The following is a 21,659-nucleotide window of genomic DNA, read 5'->3' on the forward strand; positions in this document are numbered from 1 at the left end:
TCCATTAGCTATGTTGCTTATTCTCGGCCGTTTGTGCTGACAGTATAGGCCCGCTACCGGCCATCAAGGGTATCCTTTAGGGCTGGCAGCGGGTTTTTTATTGTTTTTAAAGTGGGTCCCTGGTGTTGGTGCGATTGATGTATCAACATCAATAAGCACAGATTACGCGCGATCTAGATCCAATGAAAGTCCATTAGGCAAAAATTGTGATGCCACTCTGAAAACATTAGCGATATTTTAGTTAAGGTGAGGGGCTTATCGCCGGATCGGCGATAGGATAAAAAACGAAATCCAGACAAATGGCATAGGTAAGAGGGCGGGCGAATGACGGATTTTATGGCCTGGCTGCGTGGCCATCTGGCCCAGGGGGCGGTAGCGCCGCGTTATATTCAGCTGGCGACGGCGATAGAAACCGCGATCAGGCAGCAGGTGTTGGCGGCGGAGGCATTTCTGCCGCCGGAACGGCAGATGGCGGAAGGTTTGGCGCTGTCGCGCGTCACCGTCAGCAAGGCGATGAAGCTGCTGGAGGAGAAGGGGCTGATTTCGCGGCAGCAGGGCGTTGGCACCCGCGTGGCGATGCGCATCGGCTATTCCCTCGATAAGGACAGCGGGTTTACCGCTCAGGCGCTGCGTCATGGCAGCCGCGTCAGCAATCGATGGTTGCTGCGCACCCGAGTCGGCGCGCCGGCCAAGGCCGCGGCGGCGTTGGGGCTGGTGGAGGGGGATGAAGTGATCAAACTGCGGCGGTTACGCTTGCTGAACGGTAGCCCGGTCTCGCTGGAAACCACCTATATACCACCGCGCTTCTTGCCCGAACCGGCGCAGCTGGAACACTCGCTGTATGCGTTATGGCAATCGCGCGGCATCGTGCCGGAGGATAAACACTTTCTGTTGAAGGCGGTGTCCTGCAGCGACGAGGTCGCCGAACTGCTCAACGTGCCGTGCGGCGCGCCGTTGTTGCACATCATCCAAACCAGCCGCAACGCTCAGGGTGAGGCGCTGGAGTTCAGCGATATCTTGTGCCGCAGCGACGTTTATGAATTCGAAGTGAACGGTTAGCGAAATAACCATGCTCTTTTTGCTGCTAGTGCGTATAATCGCCGCCCGGCGATTAATTAACCTGTAAAAAGAGCAGCAGAATGAGCACCACCAGCCTGATCCAACCCGATCGTGAACTGTTTTCCTATAAGCCTTATTGGGCCGAATGTTTTGGCACCGCGCCGTTTTTACCGATGTCGCGGGCAGAGATGGATCAACTGGGCTGGGACAGCTGCGACGTGATCATCATCAGCGGCGACGCCTACGTCGATCACCCAAGCTTCGGCATGGCGATCATCGGCCGCATGCTGGAAGCGCAGGGCTTTCGCGTCGGCATCATCGCGCAGCCGGACTGGAGCAATAAAGAAGACTTCATGCGGTTGGGGAAACCGAACCTGTTCTTCGGCATCACCGCCGGCAACATGGACTCGATGATCAACCGCTACACCGCCGATCGCAAACTGCGCCACGACGATGCCTATACCGCCGGCAACGTCGGCGGCAAGCGGCCGGATCGCGCCACCCTGGTCTACAGCCAGCGCTGCAAAGAAGCCTATAAAGACGTGCCGATCGTGCTGGGCGGCATTGAAGCCAGTCTGCGGCGCATCGCTCACTACGATTACTGGTCGGATACCGTGCGCCGCTCGGTGCTGGTGGACTCCAAAGCCGACATGCTGATCTACGGCAACGGCGAGCGTCCGCTGGTGGAAGTGGCGCACCGTCTGGCCGCCGGTGAGAAGATCGGCGATATCCACGATATCCGCAATACTGCGGTGATGCGCAAAGAAGCGCTGCCGGGTTGGAGCGGCGTGGATTCCACCCGCCTCGACAAGCCGGGCCGCATCGAACCTATCCCGAACCCATACGGCGAGGATCTGCCGTGCGCCGACGGCGCCAAGCCGAAAGAGCCGGAAGCCAAGCCTGTCACGGTGCGCGCCGCCAAACCGAAGCCGTGGGAGAAGACCTACGTGCTGCTGCCGTCCTTCGAGAAAGTGAAGGGCGATAAGGTGCTGTATGCGCACACCTCGCGTATTTTGCACCATGAAACCAACCCAGGCTGCGCCCGCGCGCTGATGCAGAAACACGGTGACCGTTATGTGTGGATCAACCCGCCGGCGATCCCGCTGACCACGCCGGAGATGGACAGCGTCTTCGCCCTGCCTTATCAACGCGTACCGCACCCGTCCTACGGCCAGGATCGCATTCCGGCCTATGACATGATCCGTTTCTCGGTGAACATCATGCGCGGTTGCTACGGCGGCTGTTCGTTCTGTTCGATCACCGAGCACGAAGGGCGCATCATCCAGAGCCGTTCGGAAGATTCGATCGTTCGCGAAATCGAAGAGATCCGTGACAAGGTGCCGGGCTTTACCGGTGTGATCTCCGATCTGGGCGGCCCGACTGCCAACATGTACATGCTGCGTTGCACCAACCCGCGCGCTGAGCAGACCTGCCGCCGCGCCTCGTGCGTGTATCCGGAGATCTGCACCTATATGGATACCAACCACGAGCCGACCATCAAGCTTTACCGCCGCGCGCGTTCGCTGGAGGGCATCAAGAAGATCCTGATCGCCTCCGGGGTACGTTACGATCTGGCGGTGGAAGATCCGCGCTATATCAAGGAACTGGCGACCCACCACGTCGGCGGCTACCTGAAGATCGCGCCGGAGCACACCGAAGAAGGCCCGTTGTCGAAGATGATGAAACCGGGCATGGGCAGCTACGATCGCTTCAAGCAGCTGTTTGATCACTATTCGAAGCTGGCGGGCAAAGAGCAGTACCTGATCCCATACTTTATCTCGTCGCACCCGGGCACCCGTGATGAAGACATGGTGAACCTGGCGCTGTGGCTGAAGAAGAACCGTTTCCGCCTCGATCAGGTGCAGAACTTCTATCCTTCGCCGATGGCCAACTCCACCACCATGTATTACAGCGGCAAAAACCCGCTGAGCAAGGTGGGGTACAAGAGCGAAGACGTGGTGGTGCCGCGCGGCGATCGCCAGCGCCGCCTGCATAAGGCGCTGCTGCGTTACCACGATCCGGCCAACTGGGCGCTGATCCGCGCCGCGCTGGAAGAGATGGGCCTGAAGCACCTGATCGGCAGCCGCCGCGATTGTCTGGTGCCGGCGCCGAGCATCGACGAGCAGCGCGAAGCGAAACGCCTGCAGCGCCATACCCGGCCGGCGCTGACCAAACATACCGATATCAATCGGCAGCGCACGCCGTCCAACCGGCCGCCGCGCAAACCGATTCGCAAAGCCAAGCCGTAACGGCCGCACCGCGTGCGTAAACAAAAAGGAGAACCCTCGGGTTCTCCTTTTTACTTTTGAGCGTCACAGCTGCTCGTAGGCGGCTTCCACTTTCATCAAATGGCGCGGCGCCTGCGGCGCGGGATGGTATTTGCGTACGTGCCAGTTAAAGGCCTCCGGCGACAGGTTGTTGATCATCGCGATCGCCTGCTGACGGTTGCTGGAGAAGGTGCGCAGCAGCGCGCCGGTGCCGTTGACGTAGGCGATGATGGTGGCGTAGCGCAGCGTGACGGGATTGGCGATCCCTTTAAGCTGTTGTTTTTGCAAGGTGGCCAGATAGGCGGCGCCAAGATCGATATTGGTGTCGGGATCCCGCAGGTCATCGTCGTCCGGGCAGCCGCGTTTGCCTTTGTAGCGATAGGCATCGCAGCCGGCGGTATCGGCTTTCAGCTGCATCAGGCCGATCGCATTGGATCTGCTCACTGCGGAAGGATTGAAGCCGGACTCCACCTGGATCATGGCGGTGATCAGCTTGGCGTCCACGCCGTATTCGCTGGCGGCGTCTTTAATGGCGCTGTCGAAGGCGTGGCGATCGTAGCTGACGCGCTGTTTCTTGCCGGCGCAACCCGCCAGCACCAGCATGATGCAAAGCATGCCCAGCCGTGACCCGTGTGAGAAAGAAAATTTCATGGTGCTCCGTGCTTGTCTGTTTTTTTAACGGCGTGAACCGGCGGCCGGAGCCTCCGGCGTCGTCATCATAACGTCAGGCGGCGCAAGGGAGCAATGTGCGGGAAGGAAAAGCCCCCTCCGGCCGGAGAGGGCTTGAGGGGGTTACAGGGTATCCGGATCCGGCCCCAGGCGGTTGCCGACATCCAGCTTGGCGATCTCGCCCAGTTCGTCCTTATCGAGTTTGAAATCAAATACCTCGAAGTTTTCGCGGATACGCGACGGCGTGACCGATTTCGGGATGACGATAAGCCCGCTGTCCAGGTGCCAGCGCACCACAATCTGCGCCGGGGTTTTCTCGTATTTCTCGGCCAGCGCCTTGATCAGCGGCTGGTCGAACACGCCTTCACCGCCTTGCGCCAGCGGGCTCCAGGATTCGGTGGCGATATGGTGCGTGGCGTTCCAGGCGCGCAGCTGGCGCTGTTGCAGCAGCGGGTGCAGCTCGATCTGGTTGACGACCGGCGCCACGTTGGTTTCATCCAGCAGGCGCTGCAGGTGCGGCGTATGGAAGTTGCATACGCCGATGCTTTTCACCAGGCCCTGCTCGCGCAGTTTGATCAGTTCGCGCCAGGCGGAGACGTATTGATCCTGCTGTGGGCGCGGCCAGTGGATAAGATACAGATCCACATAGTCCAGCTTGAGTTTTTCCAGGCTGGTTTCCAGCGCCGCCAGCGGATCGCCCTGATCGTCGTTCCACAGCTTGGTGGTGATGAACAGGTCGCTGCGTGGCAGCGAGCTGGACTGCAGCGCGGCGCCGACGCCTTCCTCGTTCTTGTAGATCGCGGCGGTGTCGATGGAGCGGTAACCGATCTCCAGCGCTTTGCTCACCGCGCGGGTGGTCTCTTCAATACTCGCCTGCCAAACGCCGAGACCCAACTGCGGCATCAGATTACCATCGTGGAGTTTGATGATGGGTTGTTGCGTTGTCATGCGCATCTCCTTGTGTACGGATTGCGGCGCCTGCGGCGCCGAAACGGCTATAGATAAATTCTAGTTGGCAAAATGGGCGGTTGCCGGGTTTGCCAGCCTAATTTCAGCGGTGGCGGGAGGGCTATTTTCTCCCCGCTCTCCCTGCGAATGAGCGGTAAGACGAGTGGTGCGAAACGATCGGCGGCGCTGAAGCGCCCGACTGCGCCCGGTGATCGGCCGGGCGCAGGATGCGGCGAAAATGGCTGGCGGAGACTAAAGCCTAGCAAAAAATCGCCGTTTTGCGATTAACGCGCCGCTTCATAAATGCGGCGGCTGACGTCCAGGGTGATGTCCTGATGCTCCCCCAGGGCGGTCATGCCGTGCTGATGCAGCTTGTCGAGCAGCGCCGGAATGCTGCTGCCGTCGAGCTGATAATCCGCCATGCGGGTCGGCACGCCCATCTGCTCGAAGAAGGCGCGGGTGGCGGCGATGGCGCCGTCGATGCGGCTGTCTTCGCTGCCTTCGCGCAGGCCCCAGACGCGGTCAGCATACTGCAGCAGTTTTTCGCGCTTCTGCGCTTTCTTCTCGTGCAGCAGCGCCGGCAGCACGATGGCCAGCGTTTGCGCGTGGTCGAGATCGTGCATGGCGGTCAGCTCATGGCCCAGCATGTGGGTCGCCCAGTCCTGCGGCACGCCTGCGCCGATCAGGCCGTTCAGCGCCATGGTGGCGCTCCACATCACGTTGGCGCGCACCGCATAGTTCTCCGGCTCGGCCAGCGCGCGCGGGCCGTCTTCCAGCAGGGTCAACAGCAGGCCTTCGGCGAAGCGATCCTGCACTTTGGCGTCGACCGGATAGGTCAGATACTGCTCCAGGGTATGCACGAAGGCGTCGACCACGCCGTTGGCGATCTGGCGCGGCGGCAGCGAGTAGGTCACCACCGGATCCAGCACGGCGAAGCGCGGCTGCACCAGCGGTGAGAAGAAGTGCTGCTTGTCGCCGCTGCTTTTGCGGGTGATCACCGCGCCGCTGTTGGACTCGGAGCCGGTGGCCGGCAGCGTCAGCACGCAGCCCATCGGCACCGCGTCGGCGATGTGGCTGCCGACGGTCTGCAGAATGTGCCAGGCGTCGCTGCTGGCGGTATAACGGGCGGCGGCGGCGATGAACTTGGTGCCGTCAACCACCGAACCGCCACCGACCGCCAGCAGGAAATCGATGTTTTCCGCTTTCACCACCTCGACCGCTTTCATCAGCGTTTCGTAGGTCGGGTTCGGCTCGATGCCGGAGAACTCCCGCACGTCGCGGCCGGCCAGCGCGCTATGCACCTGATCCAGCACGCCGTTTTTCTTCACGCTGCCGCCACCGTAGGTGATCAGGATGCGCGCGTCCGCTGGGATTTGGCTGGCCACTTCGGCAATTTGCTCCTTGCCGAACAGGATTTTGGTTGGGGTATGCAAAATGAAGTTGTGCATGGTTGATTTCTCTCTTTCAGTCAGGCGGGCGCCAAAGCGGCGCAAAGGTGTCTGGCCCGTATTGTCAGGAACCGGGCGGCAACGCACAATGCACATTTCTGTTTGGTTCTTGCCTATTCCTACAAGTCACTGTAGAAATCGCGAGTTTTAAATTATGATTTATGCCGAATCGTTCTGACTGTAAGAGGGTATTTCCGTGATTGAAATCGATGCGCTGCGCAGCCGCATGGCGCGCCAGGCGATGGCTATCGCCAGCGGCAACGGCTACACGCCGTCGCCGGTGCCGCGGGTGAAGATTTTGTATGTCGATCGCCACAGCCCGCGTCAGCCGGTGATGTATGAACCGGGGATCGTCATCGTTTTTCAGGGCCACAAGGTCGGTTATTGCGGCAATAAGAAGTTCCAATACGATCCGCGCAACTACCTGCTGATGACGGTGCCGCTGCCGTTTGAATGCGAAACCTTCGCCAGCCCGGAACTGCCGCTGGTTGGATTGGCGGTCAACATCGATACCCAAATGCTGCAGGACTTGCTGATCGACATCGGCGATGACGACTACCTGATGCAACCGCGGGCGGAGAGCAACGGGGTGAACCTGGCGGAAATGACGGAAGAGTTGCTGTGCGCCACCGAGCGTCTGCTGGACGTGATGGCCAATCCGCTCGATGCCCGGGTGCTGGGGCCGCAGATCGTACGGGAGATTCTCTATTATGTGCTGCGCGGCGCCTGCGGCGCGTCGCTGCAGGAGTTGGTGAATCGCCATACCCACTTCAGCCAGATCGCCAAGGCGCTGCGGCGCATAGAAAATCAGTATGCTGACAATCTCAACGTCGAGCAGTTGGCCAGCGAGGTCAACATGAGCGTCTCGGCGTTCCATCACAACTTCAAGGCGGTAACCAACACTTCGCCGCTGCAGTACGTGAAGTCGTACCGGCTGCATAAGGCGCGCCTGTTGATGGTGCATGACGGTCTGAAGGCCAGCACGGCGGCGATCCGCGTCGGCTACGAAAGCGCGTCGCAGTTCAGCCGCGAGTTCAAACGGCTGTTCGGCATGACGCCGAGCGATGAAGTCGCCCGGCTGCGCGAGGCCAACCCGCTGCTGCTGGAGGGCTGAGCCGCGTTTATGGGATTAAGACGATCTTGCCGAATGGCCCGCGATCGAGGTGATCCAACGCCTGCGACAGCTGATCGAAGCGGTATACCTGGTCGATCACCGGCTGCAGGTTGACGGCGTCCACGGCGCGCACCAGGTCTGCCAGCGCGCGGCGGTGGCCGACGCCGATGCCCTGAATCACTGCGGATTTTAATAGCAGTGGGCCGGCGGGAGCGGAAATCTCGTTGCCTTCCAGGATGCCGATTACCGAGATGCGTCCTCCCACCGCCACGGCGCGCACCGAGTTGCCGAGGTTGGTGCCGCCGACGGTGTCGATCACATGGTCGATGCCGCGATCCTGCGTCAGCGCATAAATCGCCTCCACCCAATCGCCGTCCAGCCGGTTGATGCCATGATTGGCGCCCAATGCCAGGGCTCGCGCCAGCTTTTCATCGCTGCCGGAGGTGACATAGACCTCCGCGCCGTGGGCTTTGGCGATCTGCAGCGCGAACAGCGCCACGCCGCCGGTGCCTTGCACCAATACCGAGTCGCCGGCGCGCAGTCTGCCTTGCTCCACCAGTGCGAACCAGGCGGTCAGCCCGGCGCACGGCAGGGTGCTGGCCTGGACGTCGTCCAGCGACGCCGGCGCCGCTACCAGCCAGTCTTCATGCAAAATCACGTATTCCGCCAGCACGCCCTGATAAAAACCGCCGAGGGTGTGGTAAGGCACCCGGCGTGCATCGCCGTAGGGTTTTTGCTCGCCGTCGAGCCAACCGGGGCTGAAGGTGGAAATGACGCGCGCGCCGGGCTGAAAGCGGCTGACGCCGGGGCCGATGGCATCGACCTCGCCGGCCATGTCCGAGGCTGGCGTGAACGGCTGCGGCAGCGTGAGCCCCATACCGCTTTCTATCATCAGTTTGTCACGGTAATTGAGTGAGATAGCCTTCACTTTCACTCTGATTTCGTGCGGACCCGGCTGTGGGATGGCGCTTGCGCTCAGCTGCAGGTGCTCACGTCCCAGGGCGCTCATCGTCCAGCGTTGCATTGTATTGGTCATGATGTTCTCCAAAGTCAGCGATTAACAGACCTGCCGATAATATCGTTGATGAAGGTTCGCCAGTGGCGATAAGATTTCCGCAGATTGTTTCTTTCAGAGCGACAAATCATGAGCGATCGGTTGAGCGGTATTTCGGTATTCGTTACCGCCGTGGAGGCGGGCAGTTTTGCAGTGGCGGCCAGTCGGCTGCATCTTTCGCGTTCGGCGGTGGGGAAAACGATCGCCCGGTTGGAGCAGCGGCTGGGGGTGCGGCTGTTTCATCGCACCACGCGCAGCCAGAGCCTGACCGACGACGGTGCGCTGTTCTACGAGCGCTGCCTGCGGGCGCTGGAGGAGATCCGCAGCGCGGAAACGCTGCTGGAGTCGGGCAAGCGGCAGGTCAGCGGCCGGCTGCGGGTGTCGATGCCGGTGCTGTTTGGCCGCATGTGCATTGCGCCGCTGCTGACCGAACTGACGCGCGAGCATCCTGGCCTGGAGCTGGAGCTGTCGTTCAGCGATCGGGTGGTGGATCTGATTGAGGACGGCTTCGATATGGCGATCCGCAACGGTACGCTGGCTAACAGCAGCGGCTTGGTGGCGCGCCGAATCGGCGATCACCGTATGACGCTGTGCGCCTCGCCGGCCTATCTGCAGCGGTGCGGCGAACCGCACAGCATCGAGCAACTGGCGCAGCATGAGGCGGTGACCTATATGCGCGCCGGCGCGCGGCGCAGCTGGCTGGTATTGGATAGCGACGGCAAGCCGCAGGACGTGATGCCGAATAACCGGCTGCAAATGGACGACCTGCAGGCCATTGCGGATGCGGCGACGGCGGGTTTCGGCATTGCCTGGCTGCCGTGCTGGCTGGTGCGTGAGCAGTTGTTGAGTGGGGCGCTGGTGCGCTTGCTGCGCGATCGGCCGGGCGCCGCCTTTGAAGCGCATGCGGTGTGGCCGCACACGCCTCACCTGCCGCTGAAGGTGCGGCTGGCGGTGGATACGCTGGTGAGCAAACTGCCTGCCAGTCTGGCGTTGGTCGAGAAGGCGCTGTAGCGCGCCCGGTTCAGGAAGAGGCGGCGCGTTTTTTACGCCAGATCACCAGCATGGCGCCCAGCAGGCCGACAAACAGCAGCAGCAGCGGCAGCAGCATCAGGCCGGTCATCACCTGGCTTTCGTAGCGTTTCACCAGAGGGATTTGGCTGAACGCGTAGCCGAGGCCGACCAGCGCGCAGACCCAGATCGCCGCGCTCAGCCAGTTGAACACCTGGAAGCGCGAGCTGTTGAGCCCGGAAATGCCGGCCATGGTCGGCAGCAGGGTGCGCACGAAACCGAGGAAGCGGCCGATCAGCAGCGCCGTCAGCCCGTGGCGGTTGAACAGGTTGTGCGCGCGCTGGTGGTACTGTGCCGGCAGTTGCAGCAGCCAGCTCTTCACCAGGCCGGTGTGGCCCAGCCAGCGGCCCTGGATATAGCTCAGCCAGCAGCCGAGGCCGGCGGCGGCGGTCAGAATCAACAGAGTGGGGGCAAAGCCCATCACGCCTTTGGCGATCAGCGCGCCCGACAGCAGCAGCAGGCTGTCACCGGGAAGGAAGGAGGCGGGCAGCAGTCCGTTTTCCAAAAACAGAGTGGTGAAAAGTACGGCGTAAACCACCCAAATTACGCTTGGATCGGCGAGGGCGATAAAGTCCTGCTGCCAAAGCGCATGAATAATCTCTCGTAATACATCCATTTTATGTCCTGTTGCATGCCGGTTGCGCCCGGGGTCACGTTCTCCAGGATGCGGCGGGTACCGTATCTGACAGTTACCCGGTTAGTGTACCGCTAATAGCTTAAGCCGACATTAAACGAGACGAAGAAAATTACCGGAATCCGCCTTAGCGCACGCCGTTGAGGCGATCGAAGCCGGCCGCCAGATCGGCGATCAGGTCTTCGACGTTCTCCAGGCCGATATGCAACCGCACCAGCGTGCCGGAAAAATCGACGCCGCCCGCCGGGCGGATCGCTTCCAGTTCTTCCGGCTGGTTGGCCAGGATCAGCGACTCGAAGCCGCCCCAGGAGTAGGCCATGCTGAAGTGGCTGAAGTTATCCAGGTAAGCGGCCAACTGCGTATCGTCCAGCCGTTCCTTCAGCACGAAAGAGAACAGCCCGTTGCAGCCGCTGAAGTCGCGGCGGTAGAACTCGTGGCCCTTGCAGCTCGGTAGGGCCGGATGATTGACCGTCGCCACCTCCGGCCGCGCCGCCAGCCAGTTGGCGACCTCGATGCTGCTACGTTCGTGCTGCTTCAGCCGCACGCTCAGGGTTCGCAGGCCGCGGCTCGCCATGTAGGCGGTGTCGGCATCCACCATCTGCCCCATCAGATAGGAGTACTCGCGCAGTTGATCCCAACAGCGCGCGTTGGCGACGGCGGTACCAAGCATGTAATCAGAATGGCCGATCAGGTATTTGGTGCCGGCCTGAATAGAAATGTCGATGTCGAAATCCAGCGCCTTGAACAGCACGCCCGCCGCCCAGGTGTTGTCGATCATGATCACCACGTCCGGCGCCACGGCGCGAATGGCCTGCACCATCGCCGGAATGTCCTGCACTTCCAGGGTGATGGAACCGGGGGACTCCAGGAACACCACGCGGGTATTGGGCTGGATCAGTTTGGCGATGTCTGCGCCGATCAGCGGATCGAAATAGGTGGTGCTGACGTTCATGCGGCCGAGGATATGGGTGCAGAAATCCTGGGTCGGTTCGTACGCAGAGCCGGTGACCAGCAGGTGATCGCCGGCGCCGACGAACGACAGGATCGCATTGGCCACCGCCGCCGCGCCGCAGGGGTACAGCACGCAGCCGGCGCCGCCCTCCAGCTCCACCATCGCATCCTGCAGGGCGAAGTGGGTCAGGGTGCCGCGTCGGCCGTAAAACAGCTCGCCGTGGGCGCGTTGCGCGGTGGCGTGTTTTTTGGCAGCGACGGAGTCGAAGACCAAAGAAGAGGCGCGTTGCGTGACGGGATTGACGGAGCCCTGGGTGTAGCGTTTGCCGCGGCCGGCGCCGATCAGCGCGGTTTCGATATGTTTTGACGTCATGGTACCTGGCTCACCTCTGGTTGCTCTGCACGTGCCTGTTTACGATAGCCCTTACGTTAACATGAGTTAATATAGCCATCCAGACGTTTTAACTTCCAGATATAGAAACGGCTATAATTGTCTGTCGGGCGTGCATTTCTCGCCTCATCCTTCTGCCGTGGTGCGAGAGAGAAGCCCATTCATCGGTCAAGACGCCGTTCGGCAGCGTGGCGTTGTTGCGTCGTTGTGGAAGAAAAGTAACGAAATCACCCTATAAAAGGGGCATTTGGCGGTGAACGGACACAGATTGGCGCTTTGTGGCGATGCTGGCTAAAATTTTCTCGTTTATTTGGTAAATAATAATGAGAACCACTATCAATCCCCGGTTGGTTTGATATGATCGCACGCTGAATTATTCCTTAATTTTGATCGGTAATGGGTGGAGGCACAGCGTGAAAACGGCTGGCAAGAATTTAAATCAAGGATCGTTCGGCCAGGGCCGGGCGCAGTGGGGCAAGGCCTTCGGCCGCAGCCTGATGGCATCTATGGTGCTGGTCGTAGGGCTGGCCGGCAGCGCGCAGGCCGCGCCAGCGAGCAATCCGGCCGTTGCCGAAAGCGTTGCGCCGACCACCGCGCCTGCACCTGCTGCAGCCGCCGCGCCGGAGAGCATCACGCCGGTGAACCCGGCGCCAACGATCCAGCCACCGGAAACCCGCGGCATGGACCTGTCCGTTTGGGGCATGTACCAGCACGCCGACGCGGTGGTGAAAGCGGTAATGATCGGCCTGGTGCTGGCCTCGATCGTGACCTGGACCATTCTGTTCTCCAAAGGCAGTGAACTGCTGCGCGCCAAGCGCCGTCTGCGCCGCGAACAGCTGGCGCTGGCCGAAGCGCGCTCGCTGGATGAAGCCTCCGAACTGGCGCAAAACTTCGGTCCGGAGAGCGTCAGCGCGGTATTGCTGAACGACGCGCAAAATGAGCTGGAGTTGTCTGCGGAATCCAACGACAACAACGGCATCAAAGAGCGCACCGGCTTCCGTCTCGAGCGCCGCGTGGCGGCCTACAGCCGCAACATGGGCCGCGGCAACGGTTTCTTGGCCACCATCGGCGCCATCTCGCCGTTCGTCGGTCTGTTCGGCACCGTGTGGGGCATCATGAACAGCTTCATCGGCATCGCCCATTCGCAGACCACCAACCTGGCGGTTGTGGCGCCGGGCATCGCGGAAGCGCTGCTGGCGACCGCGCTGGGCCTGGTCGCAGCGATCCCTGCCGTCGTTATCTACAACATCTTCGCCCGCGTCATCAGCGGCCACCGCGCGCAGGTGGGCGACGTGGCGGCGCAGGTCTTGCTGCTGCAGGGCCGTGATTTGGATCTGGCCGCGACGGCGGAAGCCAAGCGCTCACAGCACGCACATCAACTGCGGGCGGGGTGAGTCATGGCGATGCGCTTAAATGAAGATCTGGACGACAGCGGCGAACTGCATGAAATCAACGTGACGCCGTTTATCGACGTCATGTTGGTGCTGTTGATCATCTTTATGGTGGCCGCGCCGCTGGCAACGGTAGATATCCGCGTCGATCTGCCGGCCTCCTCCGCCAAGCCGCAGCCGCGGCCGGAAAAACCGGTGTTCCTGTCGGTGAAGGCCGACAAGCAGCTCTACGTCGGCGATCAGCCGGTGAATGCCGATCAGCTGACTTCGGTGCTGGATCAACGCACCCAGGCGAACAAAGAAACCACCATCTTCTTCCAGGCGGACAAGAGCGTGGACTATGAAACGCTGATGAGCGTGATGGACACCCTGCGTAAAGCCGGCTACCTGAAAGTGGGGCTGGTGGGCATGGAAGGCGCCGCCAAATAGCGGGCTGATGAAACAGAAAAGGGCGCTTCGGCGCCCTTTTTACTGATTCAGAGAGATCACTCTTCGGCCAACAAAGCCCGGGAACCGGCATGGCGCCAGCGGATACGGCCCGGCAGATAAAGCGCGTTCTGTTCCAGCGGCCGCTCGTCGATCAGTGCGGTGACTTGGTCGAAGCTATGTTGCGCCAGCGCCCGGCAGTCCTGTGCGACCGTATCGATCTTCAGCGTCATGCAGTCGAACAGGTAGTGATCGTCGAAGCTGCACAGGTGGATGTCGCTCTCCATCAGCTGATGCTGAGTCAGATAACGCAACACCCCTTCCAACAGGCCGCAGGCGGCGGTAAACAGCGCTTTGGGCGGCCGCCCCAGCTGTGCGCAAAGCTGAGCGAACATCTCGTAACCTGAGCTGGGGTGATAGTTGCCGTTGATGATCCATTCCGGTTTGCACGTTACGCCGGCCCGCTCCAGGCCAAGCTGGAAGCCGGCCAGGCGATCGCGGGTCGGCGAAATGCGCGGCTGCCCGCCGAGAAAATAGATCTCATCCGGATGTTGGCGCGCGACCGTTTCCACCAGGTCGGCGGTCGAGTTGACCGAATCGGTGATCACCAGCGGCAGTTCGGAACCGGCGATCAGACGGTCCATCTGCACCACCGGCAGTCCGACATTGATCTTCTGGTATTCCGCGTCGTTTAGCTGGCTGGAGGCGACAATCAAGCCGTCCACCTGCCGCTGCACCAGACTGTTCACCGCCATCATCTCCTGCGCCGGGTTTTCATCGGTGCAGGCGATCAACAGCTGCAGGCCGGCTTCGCGGCACAGCGTTTCCAGCTCGCGCGAAATCACCGCAAAACCGTAGTTGGTCATCTCCGGCACTACCAACCCCAGCGTGTGGCTGCGGTTGGAGCGCAAAGAGCGGGCGTGGATGCTGGGCTGATAATGGTGTTCGTGCGCCAGCGCCAGAATGCGATCGCGGGTGTCGTCGGACACCCGGTATTCCTTGCTGCGGCCGTTCAGCACCAGGCTGGCGGTCGATTTCGACACCCCGGCCAGCGTGGCGATGTCACTGATGGTAATGCGTTTATTTTTTTTCACTGACGCCATCTGAAGTCATCGGAGGATGCGTCATTCTAGCATGCATGGCGCCAGCGGCCAGTATTCCAACGCCAGCGGCGCGCTCCCGCACAGCCGCAGTTGCGGCTCACCCGCCGGGAAGTAGCGTGCGCTCATCACCGCCTCGCCGTGGTTGATGAAAATCTCCACGCTGGAACGATCGAACAGCAGTTGCAGATGCGTGACCGGGCCGCGCCAGTAACGGTGCTCCGGCCGGCCGTCGGTCAGGGAAGCGCGCGTCAGCCGCAGCCTTTCGCCGTCCCAGTTCAGCGTCATCGCGTCGCCAAAGGTTGCGTTGAACGGGCCCTGCGGCGTCAATTGCAGCTCCGCGGCCCCCAGCGCATAGGCGGGGGCGTTATCGGCGCGGCCTTGCCAGCCTGCTCGCTCACCGCGCAGCTGTTGCAGCTCGCGCGCCGGGCGCTGGTGGAGGCGGCCATGCCGCAGCGACAGTTCGCGCGGGCAGGTCATGGTGTGGATCCAGCCGTAACGGCGCGTCGGATGGGCTTCTTCATCTTGCTCGGGCACGCCCATCCAGCCGAACAGCAGGCGGCGGCCATCTTCCGCCAACGTCGTCTGCGGCGCGTAGAACTCGAAGCCGGCGTCCAGCTCGCGGAATTCGCCGTGGCTGAAGGCCGCCTGCCGGTAATCCAGCTTGCCGAGCAGATAACCGGCCTGATAACGGTTGAGATAGCGTTCCGGCTGCGGCGTCAGCCCCTGCGGACAGCAGATCAACACCTCGTCGCCGTCCAACGAGAACAGGTCCGGGCACTCCCACATGTAGCCGAATTCCTCTAAGCCGTTCAGGCCGGAACCGGCGATCTCTCCCAGCGCTTGCCAGTCGCGCAGATCGCTGGAACGAAACAGCAGCACCTTGCCGCGATCCTGCAGGTCACGCACGCCGAGCACCATGTACCAGCCATTTTGATGACGCCACACTTTCGGATCGCGTACGTGACCGCTGTAGCCCTCCGGCAGCGGCAGCACCGGCCCGAGTTTGCGATATTCGCCCCGTTCGCTTTCCTGAGCCAGGCATTGGTAAGCGGTGCGTGAGCCGTCTGGGAATTTTACGTTGCCGGTGTAGATCAGCGTGATTTTGCCTTCCGCCACCACCGCCGAGCCGGAGTAACAGCCGTGGCTGTCGTAACAGGCGCCGGGCGCCAGGGCGATTGGCTGGTGCTCCCAACGCAGCAAATCAGCCGACTGCCAGTGTCCCCAGCATTTGTTGCGATGATCGCAACCCAGCGGATTCCACTGATAAAACAGATGATAAACGCCGTTGTGCTGGATAAAGCCGTTGGGATCGTTCAGCAGGCCAACGCTGGGCGCCAGATGCCAGTCCGGTCGGTGCGGATCGCGCAGCGCGAGCGGCTGGCCGTTCATGACCGCCCGCAGTGCCTGTTTGATTAAGCTGAGTTCTTCCATCATTGCGCGTCCGTGTTGTATTTCAGCAGTAGGGAGAGGACAAAGGCGCTGCCAAACGCGATTGCCAGGCCGATGATATAGCTGACCAGCGAACTGGCCTGCACGATCGCCATGCCGGGGATCGCCGTCAGCCCGACCGCGTTCATGCCGACATGGTTGGCCACCACCCAGGCGCCGCCGAGCGCGCCGCCCGCCAGCGCCGCCAGAAACGGTTTCACGAAGCGCAGGTTGATGCCAAACAGCGCCGCCTCGGTGATGCCGAGCATGGCGGAAAAGGCCGAAGGCACCGCAATGGCTTTGATTTTGGCGTCGCGGGTTTTGAAATAGACCGCCAGGCAGGCGCCGCCTTGAGCGATGTTGGCCATCGACCAGATCGGCAGCAGGAAGTTGACGCCGATATTGGGGTTGCCGAGCAGCCCGGCTTCTACCGCGTGGAAACTGTGGTGGATGCCGGTGATGACGATAGCGGAATAGAGGCCGCCGAACAGCAGCCCGGCTAGCCACCCCGCATGAGCAATCAGCGTGCTGAGCACGAAGGAGATGCCATCGCCCAGCGCGCGGCCGGCGGGGCCGATAAACAGCAGGGCGACAAAGCCTGAGATCACCACCGTCAGGAACGGCGTCAGGATCAGATCGAGCGCGTTGGGGATCACCTTGCGCAGCCGTTTTTCCAACAGGCTCATGAACCACACCGTCAGCAGCACCGGGAATACCGTGCCCTGGTAGCCGATCATGGCGATGTCCAGACCGAAGAAGTTCATGGTGTGGAACCCTCCGGCGACGCCCCAGGCATTGGTCAGCGCCGGATGCGTCAAAATGCCGCCGAGCGTGGCGCCCAGATAGGGATTGCCGCCGAATTCGCGTGCGGCGGTGAAGCCGATCAGAATCGGCAGAATAATGAACGCCGCCGAGCTGAACATATCCAACATGATGAACAACGCGCTGTTGGCATCGGCCCAGCCGTAGGTTTTCACCATGCCGAGCAGCCCCATCAACAGGCCGGAAGCGACGATCGCCGGGATGATAGGCACGAAGATGTTCGACAGCAGGCGGGCGATGCGCTGCAGCGGGTTGAGCTTTTTCGCCGCGATATCGGCGGCTTCGGCCTTGCTGGATTCGCTGACGCCCGCCGCCTTGATGAATTCCGCATGCACCTTGTTGACCAGCCCGGTGCCGAAGATCACCTGGATCTGGCCGGCGTTGCTGAAGCAGCCTTTAACGCCGTCCAGTTTGCCGATGGCCTCTTTGTCCACCTTGCTGTCGTCCACCAGCACCAGGCGCAGGCGCGTGGCGCAGTGGGCGGCGCTGGCGATGTTCTCTTTACCGCCGAGCAGCGGCAACAGCGCGTTGGCGGTTGCGGTAATGTCCATGTTGTCCCCTTGCTAAATAAAAATGCCGCCGCGCAGTTTGCAGCGCAGCGCCGTGAATCGATGTCAGAAGAAATACTTGAATCTGGCGCGCATGCCGTAACGCTGGTCGTTGTCGCCGTTGGCGATCTTGCTGTCGGCGTTGGCTTCCAGCAGCGACACATAGGCGCCTAAGTACAGGTTGAAATTCTTCATATTCATAATGTTAGGTATCTGATACGACGCATGAACGGTGTGGATGTCGTAGTTGCCCGGTTCGCTGAGCGGGTTGTGGATATCAGCGGCGATCCCGGCGGTATTGAACTCTTTGATGTTGTTGTGCGCATAGATATAACCCAGTTCGAAGCGCCGCCACAGCACGTTGACGCCGGCGGTGAAGTCTTGCTCGCCTGACGCATCCAGGTAGGCGGTGCTCAGGTTGGCCACCACGCCGTTGTCCGGATCGGCGGCGCTGTTGTTCCAGCTCATCGTCATGCCGTAGCCGTTGCGCTTGGATTGATCGACGAAGCGGCCCTGGCTGTCCTGATAGCCGTAGGCGTTATTCACCACGTTGCTTTCCATCGCCGCCGCGATGCTGAAGGCGTCTTTCTTCCAGGCGATCACCGGGCGCAAATAGGCGACGTTTTTCTTATTTTCCAGCGCATTGCCGTGGTAGCTGTTGTCCTGGAACAGCGAGGTGCCGTCTTCCACCAGCGTGTTCAGTTCGAAATAGACATCCCCGGCGTATTTGCTCAGCATCAGGTTGCCGCCGCTGCTGCTACGGCCGCGGCCTTCTTTCATCATGTAGATATAGCCGAAGCCGTCGGCGTACAGGTCGTTGGCGGTATTGCCGGAGTATTGAATGAAGGTGTCCTGATTCAGCGGGAACATGTCGTAGGCTTCGAAGCGGCCGATTTTGGTTTGCCAGTTCTTTTCATTGCCGAAGAAGAAAGCGGCGTCGTCCAGGTTCATTTTGCCGCTCATGTCCGCCAGCGGCTGGACGCTGAAGCCGGAGAAGTTACCGTCCGGATTGCGGCGGTAGCCGTCCAGCCCGACCAGAATGCGGCCGTTGATGTCCCAGCGCTCTTTGTTGCCGGGTTTCCAGTTCTTGTGGTCGCTGCCTTTCAACGATGTCAGCTGGCCGCTGCGGCTGGCGCCGTCCAGGTTGAACTCCACGTCGCCATACAGTTTCAGATCGTTGAAACCGTTCAGTTTCAGCGCGCTGGTCGGAGAGGATTGCGTTTCCAGCGTGGTGGCGCGCTGCGCGACCTGCGCGGTTTGCCTTTCGGTGCTGGCGGTGCGCTGTTCCAGCTGTTGTGCCCGGCGTTCCGCCGCCGTGGCGCGGGTTTCAGCCTGAGCGGCGCGCCGTTCCGCCTGCGCCAGACGTTGTTCCAGCGCGTTGAGACGCGCCTCGATACTGTCGCCGCCCGAGGCCGCAGCGGCAGACGTGGAGAGGAAAAGCCCTGTTGTTATCGCCAAATAGCTGAGTTTTTTCATCATCGTCTATCATCCGGGAAGGGTTGTTATTCTTTTTTGCTAAATTGCTAAACCGGTTTTTCATGGCGAAAGATAGCGATCGAGAAGCGGACTGGCAATCAAGTTTGCTAACCCGATTCAGCTATTGTGATCGAGTACGCAAATCGCGGGTTAAAAGACCACGGCGCTAAGGGGCGCCGTGGATGCAGGGGATCAACGCAGGAAAGCAGCCAACTCGTCGGCGCGGGGCAGGGCGGTCATGGCGCCCTTGGCGGTGGTGGCCAGCGCGCCGCAGGCCTGAGCCTGAGCGATAACCGCCGGCCATTGCGCTTCCTGCGGCAATGCGTGAAGGCGCGCCAGCGCCGCTAACAGCCCGGCGACGAAGGCGTCGCCGGCGCCGGTGGTATCGACCGGCACGACAGGCGGCGCGCGGAAATGGCGCAGACGATGCCCATCGTGTACGCAGACGCCGTCGCCGCCCAGCGTCACCAGCAGCAGGCGCAGCGGATAGGTTTGCATCATCCAGCGCATGGCGTTCTCCAGATCGTCAAGATGGCTGATGAAAGCCAGCTCTTCGCGCGACAGTTTCACCACGTCCGCCAGCAGCAGCGCCTTTTGCAGGCAGGGGCGCAGCGCTTCCGGCTGGCGCCAGACCTCTTCGCGGATGTTGGGATCGAAACTGACCCGGCCGCCGACTGCCCGCATGCGTTCCATCGCCGTAAAGGCCGCGCTGCGGCTGGGCTCCTGCGACAGCGCGATGGAGCAGAGGTGCAGCCATTCGCCCCGCTGGAAAGCCGGCAGATCGTCGGGCTGCAAAAACAGATCGGCGCTGGGCTGCACCATAAACGTGAATGAGCGCTCACCCTGAAGATCGAGATCCACCACCACCGTGGAGGTGTGGTGTTCGGGATCCGGCCGCATATGGCCGATATCCACCCCTTCATCGCTCAGCACCTGCTGCAGAAAGGCGCCGAAGCTGTCTTGCCCCACCCGGCCGATAAAGGCGCTGTCGCCGCCCAAGCGGGCGATACCCACCGCCACGTTCGCCGGCGCGCCGCCGGGGCATTTGAGATAACCGTTGGCATTTTCCGGCACCAGGTCGATCACGGCGTCGCCCAGTACCCATACGCGATTCATCATGCTTAATCCCTGTTTTTGTCGTTGTCAGATGGTGAGCTAAAATAGAAGAACCGGTTTAGCAAGGCAATGAAATAATCCTCAGAGCCGCTTGGTCAGTGAGGAAGATCAATCTTTCTGCTGGGCTTGGGGAGAAGGGGATCTGCCCCGCGAACCGGCGCGGGGCGAGATAGCGGGGCGTTTAGCCCAGCTTCGGATAGACGCCGGGACCGATTGGCAAGCCTAGCGCATACCAGACCAGCAGCAGCAAAATCCACACGCTGAAGAACACCAAAGGATAGGGCAGGATCAGCACGTAATAGGTGCCGAGCTGCGCGTCTTTGCGGTAGCGCTGCAGGAAGCCGAGGAACAGCGGCAGGAACGGCGACATCGGCGCCAGCGGCAGCACCGCAGAGTCGGCGATGCGGAAGATCATCTGGGCGAACGCCGGGTGGAAACCGAGCAGCATAAACATCGGCACGAAGATCGGCGCCAAAATTGACCAGATCGCCGAGCCGCTGGCGATGAACATGCACAGGAAGGCGGAGAGGAACATCAGGCCGAGAAATGCCGGTGCGCCGCTCATGCCGGCGGCTTCCAGCATATCGGTCAGGCCGACGGCCATAAACTTGCCCATGTTGCTCCAGTTAAAGAACGCCACGAACTGCGACAGTGGAAACACCATCACGATGAAACCCGCCATGCTTTTCATCGGATCGAGCAAGTGGTGGGGAATATCGTCCGGCCGCCGGATCTGTTTGGTGACGACGCCATAGGTAATGGCGACGGTGAAGAAGAACAGGATGATGATCGGCACAATACCCTTGATGAACGGGGAAGGGATCACCGAACCGGTGTTCGGGTCACGCAGCGGCGCGGCCTCCGGCACCACCAGAGCGGCGATGATGGCGATAAACACCAGCGCGGCGATGCCGCTCATCATCAGCCCCCGGTTCTGCAGCGGGGTCAGCGCTGCGATTTTGTCTTCGGCGCCGCCTTGCCACTTCGGCAGACGGGGCTCGATAAACTTGTCGGTGAGCAGCGCGCCGGCGATGGTCAGCACGATCACGGAGGTGGCCATAAAGTACCAGTTGTCGATCACGCTGACGTGAACCGCGCCGTCCACCGCTTTGGTGGCTTCGGTGCTGATGCCGGAAAGCAATACGTCGGTGGTGACGATCAACAGGTTGGCGGTAAAGCCGGAGGCGACGCCGGCGATCGCCGCCAGCAGCCCGGCTATCGGGTGGCGGCCCACTGCGATAAACATCAGCGCGCCGAGCGGCGGCATCACCACCAGCGCAGCGTCCGACGATATATGGCTGAAGAAGGCGATAAACAGCACCATATAGCTGGCGTAGCGGGCGCTGACGCGCGAGGCCATTTTGTACATCAGCGCCTGCAGCAGGCCGACCTTTTCCGCCAGGCCGGCGCCTATCACCAGCGCCAAAATAGCCCCCAGCGGCGCAAAGCTGCTGAAGTTATGGATGATATTGGGAAATATCCACTGCATGCCCGCCACGCTCATCAGGTTATTCACCTTGATGAGCTCGCCGGTGGCCGGATTTTTCACCGCCACATCGAGCCAGGAAAACAGCGCGGTGGCCAGCATAAGCACCAGGATCAAATAGACGAACAGTAAAAACGGATTGGGGATCTTATTGCCGATGCGTTCCACCCAGTAAAAAACGCGTCCGGGGCTTTTATTGATTGGCGTTGTGGCCTCACTCATGATTTTACCCTCTGTGTTTGCTCTGTTGTGTGATTGTT

Annotated in this window: 18 protein-coding genes; 6 read left to right on the forward strand and 12 right to left on the reverse strand. The window is 61.1% G+C overall.

All coding sequences use genetic code 11. From position 1 onward, the window contains the following. Positions 1-324 precede the first annotated feature (324 nt). Both JL05_RS07685 and JL05_RS07690 read left to right on the forward strand, forming a co-directional pair. Complete coding sequence (locus JL05_RS07685; protein ID WP_033632071.1) at positions 325-1,059, forward strand: GntR family transcriptional regulator; 735 nt, start codon at positions 325-327, stop codon at positions 1,057-1,059. Between the two features lie 80 nt (positions 1,060-1,139). Next, positions 1,140-3,308 carry a YgiQ family radical SAM protein gene (locus JL05_RS07690; RefSeq protein WP_004937285.1) on the forward strand — a complete coding sequence of 723 codons (2,169 nt, stop codon included), beginning with the start codon at positions 1,140-1,142 and terminating at the stop codon, positions 3,306-3,308. A 63-nt stretch (positions 3,309-3,371) separates the two neighbouring features. Here the strand turns inward: JL05_RS07690 and JL05_RS07695 are convergent, their stop codons facing one another. From JL05_RS07695 to yqhD, 3 genes are all read right to left on the reverse strand, one after another. Then, complete coding sequence (locus JL05_RS07695; RefSeq protein ID WP_004937286.1) at positions 3,372-3,977, reverse strand: transglycosylase SLT domain-containing protein; 606 nt, start codon at positions 3,975-3,977, stop codon at positions 3,372-3,374. 141 nt (positions 3,978-4,118) lie between these two features. Then, positions 4,119-4,943 (reverse strand): 2,5-didehydrogluconate reductase DkgA, encoded by an 825-nt coding sequence (gene dkgA / locus JL05_RS07700; RefSeq protein ID WP_004937289.1) that lies wholly within the window; start codon positions 4,941-4,943, stop codon positions 4,119-4,121. 284 nt (positions 4,944-5,227) lie between these two features. Continuing rightward, the gene (gene yqhD, locus JL05_RS07705) at positions 5,228-6,391 is read right to left on the reverse strand and encodes an alcohol dehydrogenase (protein WP_015379073.1); all 1,164 of its coding nucleotides are present in this window, start codon (positions 6,389-6,391) and stop codon (positions 5,228-5,230) included. 226 nt (positions 6,392-6,617) lie between these two features. Here yqhD and JL05_RS07710 point away from each other — a divergent pair, with 226 nt between their 5' ends. Continuing rightward, positions 6,618-7,505, forward strand: a complete 888-nt coding sequence (locus JL05_RS07710; protein WP_265326309.1) for an AraC family transcriptional regulator — start codon at positions 6,618-6,620, stop codon at positions 7,503-7,505. Between the two features lie 7 nt (positions 7,506-7,512). Here JL05_RS07710 and JL05_RS07715 read toward each other — a convergent pair whose 3' ends face one another. Continuing rightward, entirely contained in the window at positions 7,513-8,541 is a 1,029-nt protein-coding gene (locus JL05_RS07715; protein WP_033632073.1) for a zinc-dependent alcohol dehydrogenase family protein, read from the reverse strand. A gap of 108 nt (positions 8,542-8,649) precedes the next feature. Between JL05_RS07715 and JL05_RS07720 the strand changes: the two genes are divergently transcribed. Next, positions 8,650-9,570 carry a LysR family transcriptional regulator gene (locus JL05_RS07720; protein WP_033632074.1) on the forward strand — a complete coding sequence of 307 codons (921 nt, stop codon included), beginning with the start codon at positions 8,650-8,652 and terminating at the stop codon, positions 9,568-9,570. 10 nt (positions 9,571-9,580) lie between these two features. Here the strand turns inward: JL05_RS07720 and JL05_RS07725 are convergent, their stop codons facing one another. Beyond that, complete coding sequence (locus tag JL05_RS07725) at positions 9,581-10,243, reverse strand: DedA family protein (protein WP_004937300.1); 663 nt, start codon at positions 10,241-10,243, stop codon at positions 9,581-9,583. Between the two features lie 145 nt (positions 10,244-10,388). Continuing rightward, entirely contained in the window at positions 10,389-11,585 is a 1,197-nt protein-coding gene (gene metC / locus JL05_RS07730) for a cystathionine beta-lyase (RefSeq protein ID WP_033632075.1), read from the reverse strand. A gap of 431 nt (positions 11,586-12,016) precedes the next feature. On the opposite strand from metC, the gene exbB reads away from it, so the two are divergent. Both exbB and exbD read left to right on the forward strand, forming a co-directional pair. Next, entirely contained in the window at positions 12,017-12,997 is a 981-nt protein-coding gene (exbB, locus tag JL05_RS07735; protein ID WP_004937304.1) for a tol-pal system-associated acyl-CoA thioesterase, read from the forward strand. Between the two features lie 3 nt (positions 12,998-13,000). Beyond that, positions 13,001-13,423, forward strand: coding sequence for a TonB system transport protein ExbD (gene exbD, locus JL05_RS07740; protein WP_004937307.1), 423 nt, complete (start codon positions 13,001-13,003; stop codon positions 13,421-13,423). Positions 13,424-13,479: 56 nt separating this feature from the next. On the opposite strand, the gene JL05_RS07745 is transcribed toward exbD, so the two are convergent. The 6 genes from JL05_RS07745 to abgT all read right to left on the reverse strand — a co-directional run bounded on the left by JL05_RS07745 (position 13,480) and on the right by abgT (position 21,621). After that, complete coding sequence (locus JL05_RS07745) at positions 13,480-14,523, reverse strand: LacI family DNA-binding transcriptional regulator (protein WP_033632076.1); 1,044 nt, start codon at positions 14,521-14,523, stop codon at positions 13,480-13,482. A gap of 21 nt (positions 14,524-14,544) precedes the next feature. Then, positions 14,545-15,954: a sucrose-6-phosphate hydrolase gene (locus JL05_RS07750; protein ID WP_033633577.1), complete on the reverse strand. Its 1,410-nt coding sequence runs from the start codon at positions 15,952-15,954 to the stop codon at positions 14,545-14,547. Next, entirely contained in the window at positions 15,954-17,324 is a 1,371-nt protein-coding gene (locus tag JL05_RS07755; protein WP_015379066.1) for a sucrose-specific PTS transporter subunit IIBC, read from the reverse strand. Before JL05_RS07755 ends, JL05_RS07750 begins: the two co-directional genes overlap by 1 nt. Before the next feature lie 63 nt (positions 17,325-17,387). Continuing rightward, positions 17,388-18,797, reverse strand: coding sequence for a carbohydrate porin (locus JL05_RS07760; RefSeq protein WP_033633578.1), 1,410 nt, complete (start codon positions 18,795-18,797; stop codon positions 17,388-17,390). 192 nt (positions 18,798-18,989) lie between these two features. Next, positions 18,990-19,916, reverse strand: a complete 927-nt coding sequence (gene cscK, locus JL05_RS07765; RefSeq protein ID WP_015379064.1) for a fructokinase — start codon at positions 19,914-19,916, stop codon at positions 18,990-18,992. 178 nt (positions 19,917-20,094) lie between these two features. After that, positions 20,095-21,621 carry a p-aminobenzoyl-glutamate transporter gene (gene abgT, locus JL05_RS07770; RefSeq protein ID WP_004937321.1) on the reverse strand — a complete coding sequence of 509 codons (1,527 nt, stop codon included), beginning with the start codon at positions 21,619-21,621 and terminating at the stop codon, positions 20,095-20,097. Positions 21,622-21,659 lie beyond the last annotated feature (38 nt).

The sequence above is a fragment of the Serratia nematodiphila DZ0503SBS1 genome (assembly GCF_000738675.1).
GTDB classification, from domain to species: domain Bacteria; phylum Pseudomonadota; class Gammaproteobacteria; order Enterobacterales; family Enterobacteriaceae; genus Serratia; species Serratia nematodiphila.